This is a genomic window from Mesorhizobium sp. M1D.F.Ca.ET.231.01.1.1 (genome assembly GCF_003999155.2).
GTDB lineage: Bacteria > Pseudomonadota > Alphaproteobacteria > Rhizobiales > Rhizobiaceae > Mesorhizobium.
Genome location: NZ_RZOZ02000004.1, coordinates 434,239 through 458,123, shown reverse-complemented (window position 1 = coordinate 458,123; position 23,885 = coordinate 434,239). Strand labels below are relative to the sequence as shown.

The window sequence follows — 23,885 nt, the reverse complement described above, 5'->3', positions numbered from 1 at the left end:
TTCCGGAAGAGGCCAGGATTGAGGGATCAGGTGAGCATCGTCTCGGCCGTGCTGTCGTCAGCCAGAAGCTTGGCGTCGGCTCCGTCGAAACAGAGCTCCACCTTTTCGCCGAGGCCGAAGCTCTCGCCGGTCAGCGGCGAGCGCACGATCGCCATCGAACCGTCGCCCAGCTTCACTTCATATTTCGATCCGGAGCCGAGATAGATCGCCTCGGCGATCGTTCCCGACAGGCGGTTCTTGCCGACGGGCTCGCCTGGCTTTCGAATGGCAAGCTTTTCCGGCCGCAGCAGCATCACCGGGCCGGCCTCACCCGCGAGCCGGCGCGGCGTGGTGACCGTCTCGCCGGCGATGCTGAGCGCCGTGCTGGTGCCGTCACTTCTCGCCTCGCCGCGCAGCACGGTGGAGTCGCCGATGAAGCGGCCGACGAACAACGTCGCCGGTTCGTCATACAGCTGCCTGCCGGTGCCGACCTGCTCGATTCGCCCGCGATTGAACACGGCGATCCGGTCCGACAGCACTAGGGCCTCTTCTTGGTCGTGCGTGACATAGACAAAAGTGGTGCCGAGCTCGCGGTGGATGCGCTTGATCTCGAGCTGCAGCCACTCGCGCAGCTTCTTGTCGAGCGCGCCGAGCGGCTCGTCCATCAAGAGCAGCGGCGGATCGAACACGATGGCACGCGCCAGCGCCACGCGCTGCTGCTGGCCGCCCGACAATTCGCTCGGATAGCGATGCGCGAAATCGCCCATCTTGACCATGTCGAGTGCCTTGGCCACGCGCGCCTTTCGCTCGTCCTGCCCTATGCCGCGCAGCGTCAACGGATAGGCGACGTTGCGGCCGACGGTCATATGCGGGAACAGCGCATAGTGTTGGAAGACGACGCCGATATTGCGCTTGTGCGCCGGCACGCCGACGACACTGTTGCCGCCGACCAGCAGCTTGCCGCTCGACACATCCGTGAAGCCGGCGATCACATTGAGCGTCGTCGTCTTGCCCGAGCCGCTCGACCCAAGCAGCGTCATGAACTCGCCGGGCTCGATCCTGAGCGACACGCCGTCCAGCGCCTTGAATGCGCCATAGGCTTTGGTGACGGATTCGAGGTCGATCGCCGCGCCGCGATTGTCCGGTCTCGGGTTCATAAGCGTCCCTTCCGCTCGCGGCCAAGGAGAAGCATGCCGCCGCCGATCAGGATCGTGGTGGCGCACAACAGGATCGTGCCGACGGCCGCGACCGTCGGGTCGGCATCGCGCGTGATCGAGGAAAAGATCTGCACCGGCAGCGTCTTGAGATAGGGGTTGGTGATGAATAGCGAGACGATGATCTCGTCGAATGACGTCGCGAAGGCGAAGAGCAGGCCCGACAGGATGCCGGGCAGGATCAGCGGCAGCGTGACGGTCCGGAACGCGGTGAGCGCGCCGGCGCCGAGGCTGGCCGCCGCCGTCTCCAGGCGCTTGTCAAAGACTTCGAGATTGGCCGAGACGGCGATCAGCACGAAGGGCAGCGCCAGGATGGTGTGGGCCAGCACGAAGCCAGCAAGCGTTCCCACGAGCTGGGCGTCGAGATAGACGGCATAGATGCCGATGGCCAAAACCACGCCCGGCACCACCATCGGCGTCAGCATCAGCATCCGCAACACATTGGCCGGCCGCGCCTTCATGCGGTCGAGCCCGAAGGCGGCGAGTGTGCCGAGCACCGTCGCCAGCACCGCCACGATCGAAGCGACCTTCAGCGAGTTGAGAAAGCTGGTCGACCATTCCGGATTGGTGGCGAAATTCTGGTACCACTGCCAGGAAAAGCCTTGTGGCGGAAAGGCGAGCGATTTGTTGGCGTTGAAGGACATCGGCACGACGACGAGCGTCGGCGCCACCAGCCAAATCGCCACCAGCAGGCAGACGAGGCCGAGGACAACGCGGGTGAGCGGCTTCATCTCCATCAGCGTCGCCCCGCCTCCCGGTGCCTTGAGCGCATCACCGGCGCTGCAAGCGCCAAGAGCAGGAAGGTCGCGACCAGCAGCACCACGCCCATGGCGCCGCCGCGTCCCCATTGCAGCAGGCTGAGCACCTGCGTCTGCACCAAGGTCGACAGCATGGTCGAGCGCGGCCCGCCGAGCAGCGCCGGCGTGATGTAGAAGCCGAGCGCCAGGATGAAGACGATGATCGCGCCGGCATAGACGCCCGGCAGCGACAGCGGCAGGTAGACGGTGAAGAAGGCGCGGGACGGCCGGGCGCCGAGGCTGCGCGCCGCCTGCATCAGCCTCAGGTCGATCCCCTTCATCACCGAATAGAGCGGCAGGATCATGAACGGCAGAAGCACCTGCGCCATGCCGATCACCACGCCCGTCTGGGTGCGGATCAGCCGGATGCCAGAAAAGCCGGCCGACCGCAGCAGCGAATTGATGACGCCGGAATCCTGCAGCAGGATCACCCAGGACAGGGTACGGACCACGCCGCTCACCCAGAACGGGATCAGCACGCAAAGCACCAGCACAAGCCTGACGCGCGGTCCGACCGCGGTCATGAGGTAGGCGTAGGGATAAGCGCAGATAACGCAGACCAGCGTAACCCATGCCGAGATGATGAAGGTGCGCTGCAGCACCGCGAGATTGACCGGGGTACCGAAGAACCAGGCATAGTTCTGCACGCCCCATTCAGGTTCCGACAGGCTGCGCAGCATGATGGTGAGCAGCGGATAGCCGATCACCGCCGCCAACAGGACGAGCGCAGGCAGCGTGAGCGCGAACGGCCGCCATCCCAGTCCCGGCCGCCCTTCGGCGGCGGGTTGGGTGGTCGTCGGCTCGAGCGCGCTCACCGGCTTTGCCTCCCTCAGCCCGTCAGTTGCCGGCCATCAGCGCGGACCACTTCTCCTGCGCCAGCGGGAAGTTCTCGACCCAGAACTTGATGTTCTGCTTGTAGCCCTGCTTCTGGCGCTCGGGCGTGTTGGTCAGGAAGGCCGCGACGGAGGCGTCGACCTTGGGCTGCGCATCGTTGTTGATCGGCGTGTAAGAGGTCTGCTGCGCCAGGATCTCCTGCGACTGCTTGCCGAGATAGGCGTTGAGCAGCGCATAGGCGGCATCCGTGTCCTTGACTCCGACGGGGATTGTCATCTGGTCCATCACCACCAGCCAGTCCTGCCAGGCGGGTGCATACTTTGCGCCGTTCTTGACCGCCGTCATGGCGCGGCCGGTCCACATCATCAGCATGTCAGCTTCGCCGGACTCGGCGAGCTGCTGCGATTCAGCACCGGTCTTCCAATAGATCGTGTCGGGGCCGAGCTTGCGGATCACGTCCATGGCCTTGTCGATATCGCCGGCCGTCATCGCCTTCGGATCGCCGCCCGCCACTTTCAGGGCCTGCTCGAGCAGGCCGCCGGTCGGATCGCCGGAACCGTCGAGGCCGCGCACGCCCGGGAACTTTTCGGTGTCGAAGAAGTCGGCCCAGCTCTTGGGCGGGTTATCCTTGTACTTCTCCTTGTTGTACATCAGCACGACGCCGTAGTTCATCGCCGGCACCGAGCACTCGCCGACCTGGCCCTCGGGAATTTTCGAGACATCGAGCTTCGAAAGATCGAGCTTCTGGAACAGCTTGCCGCAATGGACGTAAGGCGGCAGATCGCCAGTATCGACCACGTCCCAGGTGACGTTGCCGGATTCGACCTGGGCCTGCAGCTTGGCGATCTCGGTCGGGCCGTCATTGAGCAGCTTGACGCCGGACTTGTCGACGAACTCCTTCAGCGCCGCCGCCTGGCCGTCCTGGTAGATGCCGCCATAGGAGACGAAGGTCAGGGTCTTGCCCTTGAGCGAGCCTTCCTTCACCTCACCCGCGACAGGCTTGTCCTGCGCGAAGGCGGCGGTTGTCAGAACACTGAGCGCCAGAGCGGTGCCAAGACCTGCGAATTTCGACTTCAGCATAACTTGAACTCTCCCATTGAGGCCCGCGTTTGAATCGCACTACCTGGCCGCGAGCGGTTTCCAGGCCTTGTATTGATCGAGCTCGGCGCGCGCCGAGGTCGGCGGCGCGATGATCCACATCACCTCGGCCCGGCCGCTGCCGATGTTCTCGCTGCGATGCGGTGTCGATGTCGCGTATTCGATGCTGTCGCCCTCTTCGAGGACATGGCGTGCGTCGCCGAGCGAGACCTCGACGATGCCGCGAAGGACGACGAGCATCTCGTGCGCGTCGCCATGCGTGTAGAGTGCGGTGCCGGTCGAGCCGCCGATATCGAACTCGCCGACATAGACTTCCATGTCGCTCAACGGCGGGCGCGACAGCAGCATCTTGCGGCAACCGTCGCTGGGCGGAAGGCTTGGCCGCTCGCTGCGCCGGAGCGCGCCGTGATGATTTTGAGCCGCGCTCTCCGCGAACAACAGCGCGACGCTGACCCCGAGTGCCGAGGCCATCTGGTTGAGCGAAGCGGTACTGGCGCCGGTCAGGCCGCGCTCGAGCTGGCTGATGAAGCTGGCGCTCGTGCCGGTCGCCTCGGCGAGGTCGCGCAAGGATAGCCTGCGCGCGAGACGAAGGCTCTTGAGACGCGCGCCCAGTACCTGTTGCGCATTGGCCGCGGCCGAGCTGGCGCCGTTCGCCGCCTGAGCCTCACCGTTGTCGGAAGCCTTGGGCATTCCGTTTTCCTCCACTTAACACTTTGTACAGTGCCACTGTACGAATGACAAGCATCGCGTGGCGCCAGGCCCTCTCCAGCATTTGGGCCAGGCTTGCAAGCTGGAGGGTATGTCTGCAGGAGAAAGGCGCGGCGGCGGATCGACAAGGTACGCGGGGAGAAAGTCCCGCTACCCCTCGCCGGAGAGATCCCGCCGCGCTTTGTCGAGCTCCTCGGCATAACGCCGCATCAGGTGGCTTTCGGTTAGCAGGCCGAGGACAATGCGATCGTCGAAATCCTCCACGACCGCCAGCTCTTCAGCGCCAGCGCGCTGGAAAGTCTCGGCGGCGGTTTGGACGTTCATCGACGGAACCAGCACCGCATCCTTGAACAGGGCGAGCGCTTGCACCGGGGTCTCGCCGTCGGAGAGGTCGCTGTGCAGCTCGGCAACGAGCAGCACGCCGACATAATGCTGGCCCTGCTCGACGGCGATGACGCGCTGCGCGGACCCGAGCGGGACCTCCTTGCGGAATTCGGCCAGCGTGATCGAGGCGTCAATGGTGCGGACGTCCTTGCGCATCATCGAGCCGACATTCAGGCTGCGCATCCAGCCGACATCGTGGGCGCTGCGGATTGTCTCGCCGCGCAGATGGAAGCGCCAGGTCGAGAAGGAGTAGCCGAAGGTCTCGCGCACCAGGATCGCCGACATGATCGATGCCGCCAGCACCACGCCGGTGAGCGTCAGGTCGCGGGTGGATTCCAGCGCCAGAAAAGTCATCGTCAGCGGACCGCCGACGACACCGACAGCAAGCGAGCTCATGCCGACGACGGCGGCGACCGCCGGATCGACGCCTGTCGATGGCGCGGTCAGCGCCATGACGCCGGCAAAGACCTTGCCGAGCAGCGCGCCCAGGAACAGCGAGGCAAAGAACAGGCCGCCGCGGAAACCGGACCCGAGCGAGATCGCCGAGGCGGCGAGCTTCAGCACGAAGACGCTGGCCACGACAGGAAGCCCGTAGTTCATCGCGAACTCGCGGTGCAATGCTCCATGCCCGCTGGAGAGCACCTGCGGCGTGACCAGCCCCAGCAGCCCGACAACGATGCCGCCGATGAAGGGCCTGACCGAAGCGTCGATCGCCAGCCGCACGAAGACGCGCTCGATAATGCTCACCAGATGCATGATCGCAATCGACGCCGCCCCGCCGAGGAGTCCCAGCAGCAGGAACGGCACGTACTCGCTTGCGGTCAGCGTCGGCAGGCCGGAAAGTTCCAGCGGAAACGGCACGCCGCCGAACACTTCCGCAGTCAGCGAGGCCGCGATCGCCGCCGCCATCACCGGCGCGACATTGGCCACCGAGTAGATGCCGATGACCAGCTCGAAGCCGTAGAAGGCGCCCGTCAGCGGCGCGTCGAAGGCGGCCGCGATGGCGCCGGCGGCACCGCAGCCGACCAGGATGCGGACGTCGTTGCGGCGCAGCCGGAAGGCGCGGGCCAGTCGCGAGGCGATGCCGGAACCGATCTGCGTGTAGCCGGCTTCCAGCCCGACCGAGGCACCGAAGCCGCTGGAGATCATGGTCTGGCCGACGATGATGAACGTATCGGTAAGCGACATGCGCCCACCGTAGAGCGCATTGGCCTCGATCGGGTCGACCGGCGTTCGGAACTTCCGCTTTCTCAGCCAGATCACCGAAAGGCCGAGCAGCAGGCCGCCGATGGCCGGAAACATCGCCTGCACCGGATTGGCCAGCGAAAACATCGCCGAAAGTCGCCCGCCCGGCTGCACGTCGAAGAGCAGGAAGTGCATGCCTTGCACAAACCCGCTCATGCCGGTGACCAGCGCGCCGGCGATCATGCCGACCACACCCGCCATCAGCACGATGACGATGCCGCGCGCCTCGAGCACGGGGATCGAATTGATCAGCACCGCCCGAAGCCGGCGGGCGTAGACTTGCGGTTCGTTTCTGGCAGGCAACGGTGCGGCTCGCCGGTATGCGGAGGATGGATGCTGCCGTGCCTGATACGCCCGGCGGCATAGCGTGGCAACCGCAATGCCGACCGCATGTGGCGCCATTTTGGCGCTGCGTCGGCCGGCGAGACATCAGCGATGATTTGAAGTGGCGTGTCGTTAAAAACCCGCCAATTCGCCCAGTCAGGTTGGTGTGCCGTCGCCAGCTTCGTAGAGCGTAAGCTTGCGATCTCCGATGCCGAGCGTCGCCCAGCTAGCGCGCCATTCAGAGATGTGCGCCGACTTGAAATGCGCGGTGAGCGCGGCCCTGTCGCTCCACACCTCGGTCACATGGATGAGCCCGGCGTCCAGCACATCCCGCGCGTAGGAATATTCGACGCAGCCGGGTTCGGCGCGGCTGGCTGAGATCATCCGCTGCATAGCCGGCCGGGCCTCCTCCAGTTTGTCGGGCGGCAGCCGAACCGTGCCGATGATCAGGAGCATGCGGTGTTCCTTTCGCCAAACAGGGGCAGTGCCCCCGTAGCCCCTCTCCCACCCTCGCGCAAGCTTGGCCGATTACGGTCGAGGGCCTGCCTTCGCGCTGGGCAAAATCTGGATTCGAGGACGACATGGCGATCAGCGAAACAATCCCGTCCGGCCTGGTGGCCAAGAACGGCCGCGACGTCTTCTTCGCGCTGGGCATCGTCGTCATCCTGGCGGTGCTGTTCCTGCCGATCCCGGCCTTCCTCATCGATATCGGCCTTGCCTTCTCGATCGCGCTCTCGGTGCTGATCCTGATGGTGGCGCTGTGGATCCAGCGGCCCCTTGATTTCTCTTCCTTCCCGACCGTGCTGCTGATCGCCACGATGCTGCGGCTGTCGCTCAACATCGCCACCACGCGCATGATCCTCTCGCATGGCAATGAAGGCACGCATGCGGCCGGCTATGTCATCTCGGGCTTCTCGAAGCTGGTGATGTCGAGCGACTTCGTCATCGGCCTGATCGTCTTCATGATCCTGATCGTGGTGAACTTCATCGTCATCACCAAGGGCGCAACCCGCATCGCCGAAGTCGGCGCGCGCTTCACCCTCGACGCCATCCCCGGCAAGCAGATGTCGATCGACGCCGACCTGTCCGCCGGCATGATTGACGAGAAGACGGCGCAGCTCCGCCGCCGCGAGCTGGAGGAAGAATCCTCCTTCTTCGGCTCCATGGACGGCGCCTCGAAATTCGTTCGCGGCGACGCCATCGCCGGCCTTATCATCACCGCCATCAACATCGTCGGCGGCATCGCCATCGGCTATCTGCGCCACGGCATGGGCCTCAGCCAGGCTGCCGACGTCTTCATCAAGCTGTCGGTCGGCGACGGCCTCGTCACCCAGATCCCGGCCCTCATCGTCTCGCTCGCCGCCGGCATGCTCGTCTCCAAGGGCGGCACCCGAGGTTCCGCCAACCAGGCGGTGTTCGGCCAGCTCGGCGCCCATCCGCGTGCGCTCTACGTCGCCGGCTCGCTGCTGGTCATCCTCGGCCTGATGCCCGGGCTGCCGCTTTTTCCGTTCTTTGCTCTCGCCGGCGCCATGGCCGGCCTCGGCTACATCATTCCGCTGCGCCACAACCGCGCGCTGGCCGCGGCGGAAGCTTTGAAGAACCAGGAAAAGGCGAACAAGGCCGAAGAGGAGAAGAACTCCGTCAAGGCGTCCTTGGCCACCGCCGAGATCGAGCTCCTGATCGGCAAGCAGCTTTCGACCCGCCTGCTGGTGGCGCACCAGGAGCTGGTGTTCCGCATGTCGAAGATGCGCAAGAAATTCGCCCAGCAATACGGTTTCGTGGTGCCGGAGGTGCGCGTGGCCGACGACTTCGCCATCCCGCCGAAGAGCTACCAGATCAAGGTCCACGGCACGGTCGTCGCCGAATACCAGATGCGCGTCGGTGAGGTGATGGTGCTGCTCGGCACGCGCGGCATGCCCGACATCCCCGGCGAGGAGATCCGCGAGCCGGCCTTCGGCATGCGCGCCTATTCGGTGCTGGAAACCTTCGCCGAGGACCTCAAGCGCGAGAACTACACCTTCGCCGACAACATGTCGGTGCTGCTCACCCACCTCTCCGAGGTCATCCGCAACAACCTGCCGCAGCTTCTCTCTTACAAGGACATGAAGGCGCTGCTCGAGCGGCTGGACCCCGAATACCGCAAGCTCGCCGACGAGATCTGCACCTCGCACATCTCCTATCCGGGCTTGCAGGCGGTGCTGAAGCTCCTGCTTGCCGAGCGCGTCTCGATCCGCAACCTGCACCTGATCATCGAGGCCATCGCCGAGATCGCGCCGCATGTGCGCCGCACCGAGCAGATCGTCGAGCATGTCCGCATCCGCATGGCGCAGCAGATCTGCGGCGATCTCTCCGAAGGTGGAATGCTCAAGGTGCTGCGGCTCGGCAACCGCTGGGACCTCGCCTTCCACCAGAGCCTCAAGCGCGATGCCAAGGGCGAGGTGCGCGAGTTCGACATCGATCCGCGCCAGCTCGAGGAGTTCGGCCAGGACGCCACCAAGGCGATCCGCAAGCATCTCGAGGCCGGCGAGCGCTTCGTGCTCGTCACCGCGCCGGACGCGCGGCCCTATGTGCGCATGATCATCGAGCGGTTGTTCACCACGCTGCCGGTACTCAGCCATGTCGAGATCGCCAAAGGCGTCGAGATCAAGGTGCTCGGAACGATCTCGTGAACGCGCTTTCGCAAGGCGTCGTCATCGCCGCCTTCCTCGCCTTCTGCCGCATCGGCGCCTGCTTCATGCTGATGCCGGGCCTGTCGAGCGCCCGCGTGCCGATTCAGGTCAGGCTGTTCGTGTCGGTCGCCGCCACCGGCGGTTTGCTCGCCTTCCTGTGGGACCGCATCTACCCCTATGTCGACCCGCGCCCGCAGGTGCTGGCGCCGATGATCGTCTCCGAGCTTCTGGTCGGCGGGCTGATCGGCGCTATGACCAGGCTCTACATGGAGGCGCTGCGCTTCATGGGTTCGGCCATCGCCATGCTGATCGGCTATGGCGGCTCGGGCGGGCCGGCGATCGAGGAGCCAGAGCCGCAGGCAGCGCTTGCCGCGATCATCTCGTTCTCGGCGCTGCTCCTGCTTTTCGTCTTCGACTTCGATCACGAGATCGTGCGGGCGCTGGTCGCCTCCTACACGGTCGCCCCGGTCAACGTGTTCTTCAACCCGCAGGCAGCGCTTGTCGACGTCACCGACACGGTGTCGGACGCCTTCTTCCTGGTCATCCGTCTGGGCAGCCCCTTCGTCGCCTATGCCATCCTGGTCAATCTGACGATCGGCTTCGTCAACAAGCTGACGCCGCAGATCCCGGTCTATTTCATCTCGCTGCCCTTCGTCATCGCGGGTGGCCTGATCATCTTCTATTTCGCCATCGGCACCTTGCTGTCACTGTTCGTCGACGGCTTTGTCGACCTGACGCTGGCGAGGTAGCCCGATGACCTCGCGCAGGGATCGCCTGAAGAAGCTGGTCAAGGTACAGGAGCAATTGAAGGCGCTTCACGAAACCCGCCATGCCGGCTTCCTCTCCGCGGCCGCGGCGGCCGAATCGGAAGCAAAGGAACTCGTCGAGCATTTCGACGCCGGCAGCTCGCTGGCCGGCCTGTTCCCGGAACTCTACCATCGCCGCATCGCCAACGCGCTCGACCGCCAGAAACAGAGCCTTGAAAGCGCCCGGCAGGAAGCGGCGCTGGTTGCCACCGCGACCGCGCGCACCAACATGGTCGAGCGAGCCTATAAGGATGTCCGCCGGCGCGACGAGCGCGAGCGCTCCGACCGCGAGCGACTGGACCTCATCGCCCAGAAGCGGGAACAGGAGTAGCGGCGCGTCCGCCGCGCGGCGAAGCTGTAAGCGTCAGCTGCCGGTCGCGGTCGCGCCGACCGGCTTGGCGGCCCCGATCCGCTCCCAACGCCTGCCGTTCCCCTGCGGGCTATGGCCAGGGGATCTGGGGCCATTGATGCATAGTCGGCCGCCACGGGGTGACATGCCACTCCCAGGCGGCCGGCCCGCCCGCCACCCGGGATCGCACTGCAACCTGCATTCCGCCTCCCCGCAAGCCTGCCACAAGCTTGTTGAGTCATTGTGCAACTAACAAAACCCGGCGAAAAGGCAGTGCTTTCTTGGCGATTTCACCCCCCAGCGACATCGTGATGGACGTCGCCCGCGCAGCCGAGCCGGCCGATGTCGAGGCCGCTCGAGCAGCGCTCGCGAGGCGCGCCGGCGGCACCGCAGGGGCCTTTTCGATCGACCAGACCGCCTCCGTCGATGCCGGCTCGGTGCTCTCGCGCGCCGCGGCGGACAAAGCCGAAGCGGCAAATCCGGCGAAAAAATTCCAGCGCTTCGAAGCGATGGTGCTGACAACTTTCATCCAGAACATGATGCCCAAGGACACCGAAGGCGTTTATGGCAAGGGGCTGGCCGGCGACATGTGGAAGTCGCAGCTGGCTGAAAAGGTGGCCGATGTCATGGCCGCGCATGGCGGCATCGGCATCGCGAAATCAATGCTTGCCGACCACTATATGGACGGCAAGCGCAAGGTGCCGGTCGGACCTGTCGGGGGCGGACCGGAGAAAGCCGAGATCGACCAGCAGACCAGGCTTTCGACCTCGATGATCGAGGAGCTTGAGCGCAAGGCTGCCCGGTCGATGACCGGTGACGACACAACCATAAAGACAGACATCAAAATCTAGGGACCTACATGGCCGACCACACGGACCTCTCGAATCTGCCTGCACGGACCATCGCCACCGAAGCGCCGGCCGCGCCTGCGCGGCCCGGCAACCTCGCCGCCATCATCGGCCGCATCGAGGAGGCGGTGGACGAGGAAACGGCTGGCATCCGCAGCGGAACCGGCTACGATCTCAAGGCCTCGAATGCCCGCAAGAGCCGCTATCTCTACGAACTGACCCGCGCCCTGAAGGGTGCCAACGAGATCGAGTTCCTCGAGCAGCATCGCGAAGGGTTGGCGCGGCTGCGCCAGAAGCTGGCGAAGAACGAAGCCGCTATCCTTGCTCATCTCAACGCCGTCAACGAGGTCGCCACACTCTTGAAGAACGCCATCCAGCGCGCCGACGCCGACGGCACCTATTCGGCCGGCGAGTTCGGATACGCCCGAGCATGATCCCGAACCGCACGTCCGCGTCAGTGAGAAGTGGAAGCCGGTTTTCCGGACAAGATCATGCTCGAACAGTCAGATAACGCATGATCAAGTTCATCGCCGCAGCGCTTTGGATCTGCGCCGCAACGCTCGGCGCGGTGTTCTATTCCTTCCAGGCGGCGGGCGAACGCGGCGTCGGCGAGCCGCCGAAGCCGATGCTGGGCGGTCTCGACTACGTCAAGACCGACATCATTTCGGTGCCGCTCGTCCGCGATGCCAAGATCGACGGGTATTTTCTCACCAAGCTTGTCTACACGGTGGAACCGGACCAGATGAAGAAGCTGTCGATCCCGGCGCCGGCGATCATCACCGACCAGGTCTATTCCTACCTCTATTCGAATCCGCAGATCGATTTCACCAAGAAGGAGACGATCGATCTCGATGCTTTCCGCAAGGCTATCCGTGACACCGTCAACGCCCGCGTCGGCGTCGAGCTGGTGCATGACGTGCTGATCGACCAGGTCAATTTCCTGTCCAAGGACGAAATCCGCGACAACGCGATCCGCCGCCGCAAGAATGCCGGCGAGACGGCCCAGGAAATGACCAAGGCCTTCAAGCAGCATTGATCGCGTCACCGGTGCCTCCACCAGGTTGGATGCCTCGTCTCGCTCGTTTGCCAATTGATGCGAACGCGGCATGGTTGCCACCATGCCGCATGGCGACCACGTTGACGTAAACGTCAACCCGAAGCTATATGCGCCTGTGGCTGTCGCGGCGCTCCAGTGCGACGCGGCGCCTCGCCCAGCGGCCAAGGCCGGTGCGCGTCAAACGCAACCAAACGAGGAGAACCGCCATGGGCGTTCAGGAGATTGCCGACAGGATCAGGTCGCGCGTGGCAGGTGCGGGCTTCGAGCATTCGGTCAAGTTCGACACCGGCAGCGACGGCGTCGTCGTCATCGACGGCGCGACGGTCTCGACAACCGATGCGCCGACCGACTGCACGATCAAGCTCTCGCTCGACGATCTCGACTCGCTGATCGCCGGCGATCTCAACCCGACCATGGCCTTCATGGCCGGCAAGCTGAAGGTCGAGGGCGACATGACGGTCGCCATGGCGCTCAGCCAGTTGCTCGGCTGATCCTTCGCAAAAAACACAACGCCGCCAGATGGGCGGCGTTGCTTGTTTGTCGAACCGCAGGCGTCAGGCGACGAAGTCCAGCGCCTTGACCCTCCGACCGGCGGCCTTGATCGTGCCCTTGGCGCCGTCGAGTACACCCTCCTTCAGCTCCAGGGCCAGCAGCCGGTGCCGCTCATAGGGGCCGGGCATGGCGAGCGATCCGGTGCGGTCGGCTGCAAAGCCGAACCGCCCGTAATAAGGCGCATCGCCGACGAGCAGGATCGCGCTATGGCCAAGCCTCGAGGCTTCGGCGATGGCATGCCGCATCAGCGCCGTGCCGATGCCGCCGCTCTTCAATCTCGGTTCGACCGCAAGCGGCCCGAGCAGCAGTGCAGCCGGACCGCCCTCGCCCAGCATCACGTCCCACAGCCGCACCGTGCCGACGACCGCGCCCGACGGATCGCGCGCGACAAAGGCCAGGCCTTCCGAAGGCCGGCGACCGCGCCGCAGCTTCTCGGACGACTTCTTCCTGCGCTTCGGCCCCATCGCCCGGTCGAGCAGCGCTTCGCGCGCCTGCATGTCGGCCGCGCTTTCGGCAAGGATGACGAAGGCCGGCGCCAGGGCGGCCCCCTCGTCCGGAGCGCCGCGCGAGCCAGCCTCTGCCCGGTGGGCAAGGGAGGGCGCCAGCGCCGCCATCGGAGCCTTCTCCCCCGCGGAGAAACGCTCACCCGACGGTCCGGACGAGGGGGCAATTTCGGTGGCCGCAAGGGCCGATTTGATCAGGTATTCCATATCCGCGATCCTTCACGAGCGGAGGTCTGTTCCACAAGCGAGCCCGGGCGGGCGACAGGCGCCCACCTGGGATGATCTGAGCGGTCCTCAGCGCATTTTCAGGCGAAGTGGAAACCGGTTCGCCGTCCGAAAATGCGCCAAGGATGCCCCGCTCAGATCACATAGGATCGCAGCGGTTCGAAGCCGTTGAAGGCGACCGCCGAGTAGGTGGTCGTGTAGGCTCCGGTGCCTTCGATCAGCACCTCGTCGCCGATGGTCAGCGACAGGGGCAGCGGATAAGGCGTCTTCTCGTAGAGCACGTCGGCCGAATCGCAGGTCGGTCCGGCGAGCACGCAGGGCGCGGTCTCCGAGCCGTCATGCCGGGTGACGAGCGGGTAACGGATCGCCTCGTCCATGGTCTCGGCGAGGCCGCCGAACTTCCCGATGTCGAGGAACACCCAGCGCACGTTGTCGTTGTCGGCCTTCTTCGAGATCAGCACGACTTCCGACTTGATGACGCCGGCATTGCCGACCATGCCGCGGCCCGGCTCGATGATCGTCTCGGGCAGCGCGTTGCCGAAATGCTTGCGCAGGGCCGAGAAGATCGACTGGCCATAGGCCTGCGCCGCCGGCACGTCCTTCAGGTAGCGGGTCGGGAAGCCACCGCCCATGTTGACCATCTTCAAGACGATGCCTTCCTCGGCGAGCGTCGCGAACACCTTCTTGGCATCGCCCAGCGCGCGGTCCCAGGCCGTGAGGTCCGTCTGCTGCGAGCCGACATGGAACGACACGCCATAGGCATCGAGGCCAAGGCCCTTGGCATGACGCAGCACGTCGACGGCCATCGCCGGCACGCAGCCGAACTTGCGCGACAGCGGCCATTCGGCGCCCTCGCCGTCGGTGAGCACGCGGCAGAACACGCGCGAGCCGGGAGCGGCGCGGGCGATCTTTTCGACCTCCTCGACGCAGTCCACCGCATAGAGGCGGATGCCGAGCTGGTAGGCGCGCGCAATGTCGCGCTCCTTCTTGATGGTGTTGCCGAAGGAAATGCGGTCGGCCGGCGCACCGGCGTCCATCGCCATCTCGACTTCGGCAACGGATGCGGTGTCGAAGGACGAGCCCATCGCAGCAAGCAGGCGCAGGATTTCCGCCGCCGGGTTTGCTTTCACCGCATAGTAGATCTTGGAATCGGGCAGCGCCTTCTCGAAGGCGCGGAAATTGTCGCGCACGACATCGAGGTCGACGACGAGGCAGGGACCATTCGGACGTCGGGTGGCGAGGAAGTCAAGGATGCGCTGGGTGGCCATCGAGGTCTCTCCATCTGCGCCTTTCGGCGCGCACAAAGGCTGCGGAACGCGGGCGCTCAGCCTCGCGAACTCGCGGTGGACAAAGGCGGGACGGAAAATCCATGGAACCAGCCGGTGGAGACCCCGGAACCATGAATCGCCGTCTCGCGGCGGTGAACCTGGCCTTGCCCGGCCTCGGTTCGCTTTGTCTGCCTTGGCTTGGATGGGAGAACCCCGTCCGCACTACAGGCAATGAAGGTGTGCCTCTTCAGTAACCCCGGTCTTTGGACGACCGGCAGACACCAGAAAGGCCCGCACCGTCGTTGCTTCAAGGTGTCCTCGGTCTTGTGGTTGGCCACTGACCGACTGGAGGGGTTGGCTCCAGTTACCTTACCGATTGCCCTCACCATTCGAGGATCGGCGGACACCCACAGGCACGTGCGACTTTGGGCAAGCGCGATATAAGAGCGAAGGGTTTCACAATCAATAAAAATCGTAAGCGCCGGTTGTAAAAGTTCCGGCATCGAACAATGTTTGTGGACCGTATCCGGAAATCGAACGATGCCAGGCACCCACGGCCCTCTGAACGCCTTCCTCGATCTGCGCCAAATGCCCGTGGCCAATGCGCAATTGGGCCCGCTTGCCAGCCTGCGCCTGGCCGTCAAGGACATTTACGACGTCGCCGGCTATCGCACCGGCTGCGGCAACCCGCGCAAGTTCGAAGAGGCTCACGCCGCCTCGCAGACGGCCGAGGCCGTGCAGATGATCCTCGACGCCGGCGCGCGATTCGTCGGCAAGACGCAGACCGACGAGCTCGCCTTCTCGCTGTTCGGCCAGAATTCGCATTTCGCGTTTCCGGTGAACGCGGCCGCACCCGACCGCGTGACCGGCGGCTCTTCCTCCGGCTCGGCTGCGGCGGTCGCCGGCGGACTTGCCGACATCGCCATTGGTTCCGACACCGGCGGCTCGATCCGGGCGCCGGCGAGCTTCTGCGGCCTGATCGGGCTGCGCACCAGCCACGGCCGCATCTCGCTCGAGGGCGCGATGAAGCTCGCGCCGAGCTTCGACACCTTCGGCTGGTTCGCCGACGACATCGAGACCTACGCGGCGGTCGGCAAGCTTTTGCTGGGCCGCGATCCTCATCAGCATCCGCTCGACCGCCCGCTGTCGATCCGCTGGCTCGATGCCTTCGTCTCCGGGCCGGCCGAAGCCGCCGAATATGCCCGGATGAAGGCATTGGCTGCCGGCGTCGTCGGCGCGCCGACCGAGACCGAATACGCCTTCGCCTCCTTCCCGGACGACCTCTACTGGTGCTTCCGCCGGCTGCAGGCCTTTGAGGCCTGGCAGGTGCATGGCAGCTGGATCTCGGCAGGCAACCATGGCCTCGGTCCAGGTGTCGACGAGCGTTTCGGCTTCGGCCGTACGATCGATGCCGGCACGGTTGCCATCGAGCGGGAACGCCGGCAGGCCTTCCGTTCCGAGCTTGGCGCTTTGCTCGGCAACAACGGCTTCCTCGTTCTGCCGACCGTTCCCGGCGCGGCGCCGCTCGCCGCGAGCACGCCGGAGCAATTCCAGGCCTATCGCGAAAGGGCGCTGCATCTTTTGTGCCTGGCCGGCCTGTCGGGTTTCCCGCAGATCACCTTGCCGCTCGGTTCCGTCGACGGCGCGCCCTTCGGCCTGTCGCTGCTTGGCCCTTCCGGCAGCGACGTCGCTTTGATACGGCTCGGCCGCAAGATTCTCGACGCGGCACGAAAGGTCTGATCATGGACACTTTGACCCGTATGCGCGCCTTTATCGACGTGGTCGAGGCCGAAGGCTTTTCGGCCGCCGCGCGCAAGATCGGCCGCTCGAAGGCGCTGCTGTCGAAATATGTGCGCGAGCTGGAGGACGAGCTCGGCGCGCTGCTGTTGAACCGCACGACCAGGCAGTTCTCGCTGACCGAAGCCGGCCACACCTATTACCAACGCGCCTCCGAGATCGTGCGCGAGGTCGACAGCCTGGCCGATGCCGTGCGCGAATCGTCCGGCGACGTGCGCGGCCGGATCAAGCTCTCGGCGGCGCGCACCTTCGCCGATGCGCCGATCGGACAGTCGCTTATCGACTTCGCCAGGCAGCATCCTGACATTGTGCTCGACATCCATCTCGATGACCGCTTCGTCGACCTGGTCGAGGAGGGTTTCGACCTCGCAGTGCGCATCTCGCGGCTTGAGAACTCGTCGCTGATCGCCAGGCGCCTGGGACCATTTTCGGTCAAGCTCTGCGCGTCGCCGGACCTGATTGCCAAGCACGGCATGCCGACGCGTCCGCAGGATCTCGCCAACATGCCGTGCCTGGTCGACACCAACGGCCGCTCGCTGGCCAATTGGCGCTTCAGGGGTGAGGGCGAGGAGTCCATGAGCGTCGCCGTCTCCGGCCCGATCGAGGTCAACAGCCCGATCGTGGCGCGAGCTGCTGCTGTCTCCGGCCTCGGCTTCGCCATGCTGCCGGATTTCATAGCTGCACCCGATATCGCTTCCGGCAAGTTGGTTACCGCGCTCAACGATCGCATCCTATCGGGTACCGGCATCTTCGCCGTCTATCCGCACCGCCGCTATCTGCCCGCCAAGGTCCGCGTCTTCGTCGATTTCCTGGTGCAGTGGTTCAGGACGCGCGATACCGCCTGACCCGCCGGGAGGCTGGCGGTCCCAATTTCGCCCCCTTTCTGACAACTCTCGGGGGTCCACTTTCGACGTCGATGGAATCGCGGCCCAGAATGCATTTGAAACGGCAAGCAACCATGCTGGCTTCGGCCCTTGCGGCGACATTTGCGGGGATCGAGCCGGCTGAGGTGCATCCGCATGTCTTCGCCGAAGCCCGCCTCGACGTGATCCTCTCCCCGGATCACCAAAGTGTGAAAGCGCTGCGCCATCTGTGGCGTTTCGACGATCTTTTTTCGAGTACGGTGATGATGGAGTTCGACAAGAACTCCGATCTGAAGCTTGACGACAACGAACTCAAGGAAGTGGCCGACACCGTCCATTCCTCGCTGGCCGAGTTCAACTACTTCCAGCTGGTCACGCAGGACGGCAAGGATGTGCCCATGGTCCCGCCGCCGCATCTGATGGCCAATTTCGACAACGACCAGTTGATCATCCTGTTCGAGTCCGAACCGAAGACGCCGATCAAGCTCGCCGGCAAGATCGACATCGGCGTCTACGATCCGACCTTCTACACGGCGATCGATTTCACCGACGACGCCAACCTCACCGTCGAGGGCCTGCCCTCGAACTGCACCAAGAAGGTGGTCCGTCCCGATCCGGACGAAGCGATCAAGGAAAACCAGAAGACCCTGACGGAAGCCTTCTTCAACGATCCGACAGGCACCGACATGAGCAAGATCTTCGCCACCAAGCTCGAACTGAATTGTCCGCCAGAAGGATAACCGGTGATGAAACAGTCGCTGCGCTTGGCGCTCGGCCTTGCGGCCGCCACCCTGGTGATCACCCATCTGCCCAACGTCGCCCATGCCCAGAGCTCGCTCGGCATCGGCACCAATGACGGCATGGTCCCGACTGCCTCCGGCCCGTTCGCCCATATCCTGATGTGGATCAACCTTCGCCAGCAGGAATTCTACCATTCGCTGGCAGCCGCGATGAAGGCGATGCGCCAGGATGGCAGCAAGCTCTGGCTGCTGGTCGGCCTCTCCTTTGCCTATGGCATCTTTCACGCCGCCGGCCCCGGCCACGGCAAAGCGGTGATCTCCTCCTATATGGTCGCCAACGAGGTGGCGCTGAAGCGCGGCATCATGCTGTCCTTCGTCTCGGCGCTACTGCAGGGTCTCACCGCGGTCGTCGTCATGGTGCTTGCCTATTTCGTGCTGCGCGGCACCGCGGTGTCGATGACCGACGCGGCATGGTTCCTCGAAATCTCGAGCTTTGTGCTGGTGACCCTCTTCGGCGCCTGGCTGCTCTGGCGCAAGGCGGGTCCGGCCATCCTGCGGCTGTTCGGCGCCGGCCCGGCCTACAGTCTTTCGGCCGCCCATGCCGGCCATTCGCATGGCAGGCATTCGCATGACGGGCATTCGCATGCAGGACACTCGCATGCTGACACGCATTCCCAGGCATTGCACGCGCATCACGACCATGCGGCGCATGCGCACAGCCACGAGGCACACGATCACAGCGCGCACGATCACCACCATCACGACCACGCGGCGCACGACCATGATCACGCTGGGCATCATCACCATGGTCCGGGCGAAGTCTGCGAGACCTGCGGCCATTCGCACGCGCCGGATCCGGCGCTGCTTTCAGGCGACCGCTTCGACTGGAAGACCGCCTGGTCGGCGGTGGCCGCCGTCGGCATCCGGCCCTGCTCCGGCGCGCTGATCGTCTTGAGCTTCGCGCTGCTCAACGGGCTTTGGCTCGGCGGCCTGCTGTCGGTGCTGGCGATGTCGATCGGCACCGCGATCACCGTGTCGGCGCTGGCGACGATCGCGGTGACAGCCAAGAACTGGGCGGTCTATTTCGCCGGCGACGGCCGCATCGGCAACCGCATCCACTCGATCGTCGAGATCGGCGGCGCGGCCTTCATCTTCCTGGTCGGGCTTCTGCTTTTGTCGGCCAGCCTGACGGGCGGCGTCTGATTTTAGGGCTGGCTAGAGCAATTCCAGGAAAAGTGCGTAGCGGTTTTCCGCTCGGAATTGCGCAAAAACAAACGCTTAGAGCGGATCAGCGATTCTGTGAAAAGCTGAACCGCTCTAGCCGGGCCGGCATCACCTGAATATCAATGCACCTTTCCGCCCAGCTCGTCCTCGATATGGGCGCGGATGATCTCGTCGAAGTTACTTTCGGCGACGAAGCCCAGTTCCCTCGCGCGTCTTGCCTCGAACCGCGTCGGCCAGCCCTTGACGATCGCCCAGACAGTTTCGTCGGGCTGCTCGCGGATCCGTTTGGCCACCTCGGCTCCGGCGATGCGCTCGAGCGCTTCGATCTGCTCGCCGACGGTGACGGCGACGCCCGGCATGGTGAGGTTGCGGCGTGGCCCGACCTTATCGCCGTCGATTTCCGCAGCATGGATCAGGAAATTGACTGCGGAGCGCGGGCTGGCATGCGTGTGCAGCACCGAACGCGGCACCGGCAGTATAGCCTCCTGGCCGCTGAGCGGCTCGCGGATGATGCCGGAGAAGAAGCTCGATGCCGCCTTGTTAGGCTTGCCTGGCCGCACGCAGATGGTGGGCAGCCGGATGCCGACGCCGTCGAAGAAACCCCGCCGCGTATAGTCGGCGAGCAGCGCCTCGCCGATCAGCTTCTGCGTGCCATAGGAGGTGAGCGGTGTCGGGTGGAACTCGTCCGGGATGACATCGGGGAACGGTGCCCCGAACACGGCGATCGACGAGGTGAAGACGAGGCGCGGCGCAAAGCCCGCCAGCCGCACGGCGTCGAGCAGCGCGCGCGTGCCGTCGAGATTGACGCGGTAGCCGAGATCGAAATTGGCTTCGGCCTCGCCCGAGACGATGCCGGCGAGGTGGAAGATTACGTCCGGGCGGGAAGCGATGAGCGTGGCCGCTGCGCCGGGCGCGGAAAGGTCGCCGGTGTGGATCGAGACTTCGACGCCTGCAAGCGCCGGCGGCTGCGGCGGCACGATGTCGTGCAGATCGAGCGCAGTTATCTTCCGCTCGCGCAGGGCGCCATCCTTGGCCAGACGCGCGACCAGCTTGCGGCCCACCATGCCGGCGGCACCGGTAATCAGAATTCTCATCCTAGAGACCTTTCTTGCGCTGGCTGCGCCCGCGCAGCCACAGAACGACGAACAATCCCACCATGAAGATCGCGGCGATGATAGCCGCCAGGATCGTCGAGACCTTGCCGACGGCCAGCATTATGGTGGGCAGGAAATAGGCGGCGAGGCCGAACAGCAGCAGTATCCAGGCCGCGGCGATCGCCGCATTGCGCGTCTCGCGATCCATCAGCGGGCGCTCCGTGACTCTCGGCCGTTGAAGTTCATCGTCAGCCACGCATCAGTGATAGTGACGGCGATCGCGAGGCGCGTCATGCGCATGGTCGAGATCGTGATGGTGCTCGTGCTCGTCATGGCTGTCGGCGCAGAGTCCGAACTCGGGCTCGACGGTTGCGTGGGCGATGCCGTGCTCGGAAGCAAGCCGCTTCTTGATGGCGCTCACCGCCATATGCGGATCGACGCCGTCATTCAGGCAGGCATGCAGCGTCGCCATGTTGCTGGTGCCGTCAAGCGACCAGACATGCATGTGATGCACCTCGCGCACGCCCTTGACCGCGGCTTCCAGATCCTTGGCGATCAGGTCGCGGTCGAGGCTTGCCGGCACGCCTTCGAGCAGCACATGGGCGGCCTCGCGCATCAGCGACCACGCCGTTGACAGGATGAGAAGCGAGACGAGCACGGAAAGGATTGGATCGATCGGCGTCCAGCCAGTCGCCAGGATTATGATGGCAGCGGCGATGGCCGCGGCTGAGCCCAGCAGGTCGCCCAGCACATGCAGGATCGCGCCGCGCATGTTGAGGCTCTCGCGGTCGCCGCCATGCAGCACGAAGAAGGAGGCGACGTTCACCATGAGGCCTGCCACCGCCACGACAAGCATCGGGCCGCCCAGCACCGGCTCCGGGTGCATCAGCCGCCCCCAGGCCTCGTAGACGATCCACAGCGCGATGACGAAAATGGCGATGCCGTTGGTGTAGGCGACCAGCGTCTTCACGCGCGCGAAACCGTAGGTGAGACGGCCGGTGGCTGGACGACCTGCGAGATGAAAGGCATACCAGGCGAGGCTGAGCGCGATCGAATCGGCGAGCATGTGGCCGGCGTCCGCGAGCAGCGCCAGCGAGCCGGTGAACAGGCCGCCGAGCGCCTCCGCAACCATGAAGCCGCCGGTCAGGCAGGCGGCGATCAGCACCCGTTTCTTGTCGGTCGACCCATGCACATGGCCGGCGCCATGGCTGTGGCTATGACCCGCCGCGTGCAAGTCGTGGTCATGTGAGCCGTGCGCCATCGCGGAACTCCTGTTACCCACCATGATCGTGCCCAAAAAGCGGTATCCCACCTTTCGGGAACATGGTCTACGCGCCGAACTCGGCGCGGAAATCCTCGAGCCGCCGCTTCTGGCGGCCTTCGCCATCGAAATTCGCCGGATCGAGCCAGGCCTCATAGGCCCTGCGCAAGGCCGGCCACTCCTTGTCGATGATCGAATACCATGCCGTATCGCGGTTTTCGCCTTTTACCACAAGGTGCTGACGGAAAATGCCTTCGAACTTGAAGCCGAAGCGCGTCGCGGCGCGTTTCGACGGCTCGTTGCGGTTGTTGCATTTCCATTCGTAGCGGCGATAGCCGAGTTCGTCGAAGGCATATTTCGTGAACAGGAACTGCGCCTCGGTCGCCTGCGGCTTGCGCGAGATCAGCGGCCCCCAATAGATGTTGCCGATCTCGATGACGCCGTTGGCGGCATCGATGCGCATCAATGTCTGGCGTCCCGCAACCTTGCCGCTCGCCTTGTCGATGACGGCGAAGAATAGCGGATCCTCGCTCGCCTCAACCTTGTCCAGCCATGGCTGGAAAGCGGCGCGGGTTTTCGGCGGATAGTCCGGCAGCCAGGCGAAGCGGCCGCCGGCATCCGACACCGACGACGCCTCATAGAGCCCGTCGCCATGCTTCGCCGCGCTCAACGGTTCGAGCCTGACGGTGCGGCCTTCGAGCGCCTTGCGTTCCGGACGCGGGCGCGGCCGCCACTCTTTGAGACTTTCCGACACCCCAATATTTTCTGACACGGGGAACTCCAATCCGTTTGACTTTTCTCGACGGACGCTCACAAAAACGCTCGCCAACAGAAAGAACCACAGGGACGGGAAAAATGCTCCACACGATCGCGGCCTTCGACCGCCTCGGCGAGGAAAATGCGTTTGCGGTGCTGGCGCGAGCCACCGCGCTTGCCCATCAAGGCCGCGACATCATCAATCTCGGCATCGGCCAGCCCGACTTCAAGACGCCGCAGCACATCGTCGAGGCGGCGATCAAGGCGCTGCGCGACGGCCATCATGGCTATACGCCGGCCAACGGGCTGCTCGCCACACGCGAGGCGGTGGTGCGCCGCACGCTGACCACCACCGGCGTCGAGGTGTCGCCCGAAAACGTGATGATCCTGCCCGGCGGCAAGCCGACCATGTTCGCCGCGATCCTGATGTTCGGCGAACCGGGCGCGGAAATCCTTTATCCGGACCCGGGCTTTCCGATCTATCGCTCGATGATCGAGTTCACCGGCGCGGATCCAATTCCGGTGCCGATCCGCGAGGAGAACGGCTTTGCCTTCTCGGCGGAAGAGACGCTGGCGCTGATAACGCCGAAGACAAGGCTCCTGATCCTCAACTCGCCGGCCAACCCGACCGGCGGAGTCACGCCGCGCGCCGAGATCGAGAAGCTGGTCAAGGGCCTGGAAAAGCACCCTGAGGTCGCGATCCTGTCCGACGAGATCTACGACGTCATGACCTATGACGGCGAGAGGCATTGCTCGCTGCTCAACTTCCCGGAGATCCGCGACCGGCTGATCGTGCTCAACGGCTGGTCGAAGACCTGGGCGATGACCGGCTGGCGCATGGGCTGGTCGGTCTGGCCGAACGGCGAAAAAGGCGCTCACCTCTACGACAAGGTGCGCAAGCTGGCTGTGAATTGCTGGTCCTGCGTCAATGCGCCGAGCCAGTATGCCGGCATCGCGGCGATAGACGGCCCGCAGGACGATGTCGAAAAGATGATGCGGGCCTTCGACAACCGGAGGAAGATCGTCGTCGAGGGCCTCAATGCGCTCCCCGGCATTTCCTGCATCACGCCGAAGGGCGCCTTCTATGCCTTCCCCAACGTGTCGAAGACCGGTTGGAAGGCCAAGAAACTTGCTTCCGCGCTGTTGGAGGACGCCGGCGTGGCGCTTATCGGCGGTCCCGACTTCGGCGTCCTCGGCGAAGGCTATATCCGGCTTTCCTACGCCAATTCCGAGGAGAACATCCTGCGCGCGCTGGAGCGCATCGAGGTGTTCTTGAAGAAGTAGAACTTC

General features: G+C 64.7%; 25 protein-coding genes. 12 read left to right on the top strand and 13 right to left on the bottom strand.

The features are described 5' to 3' along the window. Nucleotides 1–26: 26 nt before the first annotated feature. The 7 genes from EN874_RS14775 to EN874_RS14745 all read right to left on the bottom strand — a co-directional run bounded on the left by EN874_RS14775 (nt 27) and on the right by EN874_RS14745 (nt 7,039). Nucleotides 27–1,136 carry an ABC transporter ATP-binding protein gene (locus tag EN874_RS14775; protein ID WP_127425384.1) on the bottom strand — a complete coding sequence of 370 codons (1,110 nt, stop codon included), beginning with the start codon at nt 1,134–1,136 and terminating at the stop codon, nt 27–29. Further along, entirely contained in the window at nt 1,133–1,930 is a 798-nt protein-coding gene (locus EN874_RS14770) for an ABC transporter permease (protein WP_127425383.1), read from the bottom strand. Before EN874_RS14770 ends, EN874_RS14775 begins: the two co-directional genes overlap by 4 nt. Next, entirely contained in the window at nt 1,930–2,805 is an 876-nt protein-coding gene (locus tag EN874_RS14765) for an ABC transporter permease (RefSeq protein WP_127425382.1), read from the bottom strand. The genes EN874_RS14770 and EN874_RS14765 overlap by 1 nt, the downstream gene beginning before the upstream one ends. A 22-nt stretch (nt 2,806–2,827) precedes the next feature. Beyond that, nucleotides 2,828–3,904, bottom strand: a complete 1,077-nt coding sequence (locus tag EN874_RS14760) for an extracellular solute-binding protein (protein ID WP_127425381.1) — start codon at nt 3,902–3,904, stop codon at nt 2,828–2,830. A 39-nt stretch (nt 3,905–3,943) separates the two neighbouring features. Beyond that, nucleotides 3,944–4,612 carry an XRE family transcriptional regulator gene (locus tag EN874_RS14755; protein WP_127425380.1) on the bottom strand — a complete coding sequence of 223 codons (669 nt, stop codon included), beginning with the start codon at nt 4,610–4,612 and terminating at the stop codon, nt 3,944–3,946. A 168-nt stretch (nt 4,613–4,780) separates the two neighbouring features. Further along, nucleotides 4,781–6,562: a chloride channel protein gene (locus EN874_RS14750; protein ID WP_127425379.1), complete on the bottom strand. Its 1,782-nt coding sequence runs from the start codon at nt 6,560–6,562 to the stop codon at nt 4,781–4,783. Between the two features lie 177 nt (nt 6,563–6,739). Next, nucleotides 6,740–7,039, bottom strand: coding sequence for a putative quinol monooxygenase (locus EN874_RS14745; protein ID WP_127425378.1), 300 nt, complete (start codon nt 7,037–7,039; stop codon nt 6,740–6,742). A gap of 125 nt (nt 7,040–7,164) precedes the next feature. Here EN874_RS14745 and flhA point away from each other — a divergent pair, with 125 nt between their 5' ends. From flhA to EN874_RS14710, 7 genes are all read left to right on the top strand, one after another. Next, nucleotides 7,165–9,252: a flagellar biosynthesis protein FlhA gene (gene flhA, locus EN874_RS14740; RefSeq protein WP_127425377.1), complete on the top strand. Its 2,088-nt coding sequence runs from the start codon at nt 7,165–7,167 to the stop codon at nt 9,250–9,252. Beyond that, on the top strand, nt 9,249–10,001 hold the full coding sequence (fliR, locus tag EN874_RS14735) for a flagellar biosynthetic protein FliR (protein ID WP_126087822.1): 753 nt from the start codon (nt 9,249–9,251) through the stop codon (nt 9,999–10,001). Before flhA ends, fliR begins: the two co-directional genes overlap by 4 nt. Nucleotides 10,002–10,005: 4 nt before the next feature. Continuing rightward, nucleotides 10,006–10,389 (top strand): hypothetical protein, encoded by a 384-nt coding sequence (locus EN874_RS14730; protein WP_127425376.1) that lies wholly within the window; start codon nt 10,006–10,008, stop codon nt 10,387–10,389. Between the two features lie 299 nt (nt 10,390–10,688). Further along, nucleotides 10,689–11,258 (top strand): rod-binding protein, encoded by a 570-nt coding sequence (locus EN874_RS14725; RefSeq protein ID WP_245513562.1) that lies wholly within the window; start codon nt 10,689–10,691, stop codon nt 11,256–11,258. An 8-nt stretch (nt 11,259–11,266) separates the two neighbouring features. Further along, nucleotides 11,267–11,689, top strand: coding sequence for a hypothetical protein (locus tag EN874_RS14720; protein ID WP_127425375.1), 423 nt, complete (start codon nt 11,267–11,269; stop codon nt 11,687–11,689). 80 nt (nt 11,690–11,769) lie between these two features. Beyond that, on the top strand, nt 11,770–12,291 hold the full coding sequence (locus tag EN874_RS14715; protein ID WP_127425374.1) for a hypothetical protein: 522 nt from the start codon (nt 11,770–11,772) through the stop codon (nt 12,289–12,291). Nucleotides 12,292–12,518: 227 nt separating this feature from the next. Next, nucleotides 12,519–12,803 (top strand): SCP2 sterol-binding domain-containing protein, encoded by a 285-nt coding sequence (locus EN874_RS14710; protein WP_127425373.1) that lies wholly within the window; start codon nt 12,519–12,521, stop codon nt 12,801–12,803. 63 nt (nt 12,804–12,866) lie between these two features. Here EN874_RS14710 and EN874_RS14705 read toward each other — a convergent pair whose 3' ends face one another. Both EN874_RS14705 and odc2 read right to left on the bottom strand, forming a co-directional pair. Beyond that, entirely contained in the window at nt 12,867–13,574 is a 708-nt protein-coding gene (locus EN874_RS14705) for an N-acetyltransferase (protein WP_348631727.1), read from the bottom strand. Nucleotides 13,575–13,726: 152 nt separating this feature from the next. Then, nucleotides 13,727–14,860 carry an ornithine/lysine decarboxylase gene (gene odc2, locus EN874_RS14700; protein WP_127425372.1) on the bottom strand — a complete coding sequence of 378 codons (1,134 nt, stop codon included), beginning with the start codon at nt 14,858–14,860 and terminating at the stop codon, nt 13,727–13,729. Between the two features lie 540 nt (nt 14,861–15,400). Between odc2 and EN874_RS14695 the strand changes: the two genes are divergently transcribed. From EN874_RS14695 to EN874_RS14680, 4 genes are all read left to right on the top strand, one after another. Then, nucleotides 15,401–16,600, top strand: a complete 1,200-nt coding sequence (locus tag EN874_RS14695) for an amidase (RefSeq protein ID WP_127425371.1) — start codon at nt 15,401–15,403, stop codon at nt 16,598–16,600. A gap of 2 nt (nt 16,601–16,602) precedes the next feature. Further along, the gene (locus EN874_RS14690) at nt 16,603–17,502 is read left to right on the top strand and encodes a LysR family transcriptional regulator (protein ID WP_126087814.1); all 900 of its coding nucleotides are present in this window, start codon (nt 16,603–16,605) and stop codon (nt 17,500–17,502) included. Nucleotides 17,503–17,591: 89 nt separating this feature from the next. Next, nucleotides 17,592–18,260, top strand: a complete 669-nt coding sequence (locus tag EN874_RS14685; RefSeq protein WP_127425370.1) for a DUF1007 family protein — start codon at nt 17,592–17,594, stop codon at nt 18,258–18,260. Nucleotides 18,261–18,266: 6 nt separating this feature from the next. Continuing rightward, a complete protein-coding gene (locus EN874_RS14680) occupies nt 18,267–19,463 on the top strand; it encodes a nickel/cobalt transporter (RefSeq protein ID WP_127425369.1) in 1,197 nt (398 codons plus the stop codon). 140 nt (nt 19,464–19,603) lie between these two features. Here EN874_RS14680 and denD read toward each other — a convergent pair whose 3' ends face one another. The 4 genes from denD to EN874_RS14660 form a co-directional block, all read right to left on the bottom strand. Further along, complete coding sequence (denD, locus tag EN874_RS14675; RefSeq protein WP_127425368.1) at nt 19,604–20,578, bottom strand: D-erythronate dehydrogenase; 975 nt, start codon at nt 20,576–20,578, stop codon at nt 19,604–19,606. A 1-nt stretch (nt 20,579) separates the two neighbouring features. Then, nucleotides 20,580–20,786: a hypothetical protein gene (locus EN874_RS14670; RefSeq protein ID WP_126087810.1), complete on the bottom strand. Its 207-nt coding sequence runs from the start codon at nt 20,784–20,786 to the stop codon at nt 20,580–20,582. A 51-nt stretch (nt 20,787–20,837) separates the two neighbouring features. Beyond that, on the bottom strand, nt 20,838–21,839 hold the full coding sequence (locus EN874_RS14665; RefSeq protein WP_127425367.1) for a cation diffusion facilitator family transporter: 1,002 nt from the start codon (nt 21,837–21,839) through the stop codon (nt 20,838–20,840). A 67-nt stretch (nt 21,840–21,906) separates the two neighbouring features. Then, nucleotides 21,907–22,593, bottom strand: a complete 687-nt coding sequence (locus EN874_RS14660; protein ID WP_127425460.1) for a GNAT family protein — start codon at nt 22,591–22,593, stop codon at nt 21,907–21,909. A 101-nt stretch (nt 22,594–22,694) separates the two neighbouring features. Here EN874_RS14660 and EN874_RS14655 point away from each other — a divergent pair, with 101 nt between their 5' ends. Continuing rightward, the gene (locus tag EN874_RS14655; RefSeq protein ID WP_127425366.1) at nt 22,695–23,879 is read left to right on the top strand and encodes a pyridoxal phosphate-dependent aminotransferase; all 1,185 of its coding nucleotides are present in this window, start codon (nt 22,695–22,697) and stop codon (nt 23,877–23,879) included. Nucleotides 23,880–23,885 lie beyond the last annotated feature (6 nt).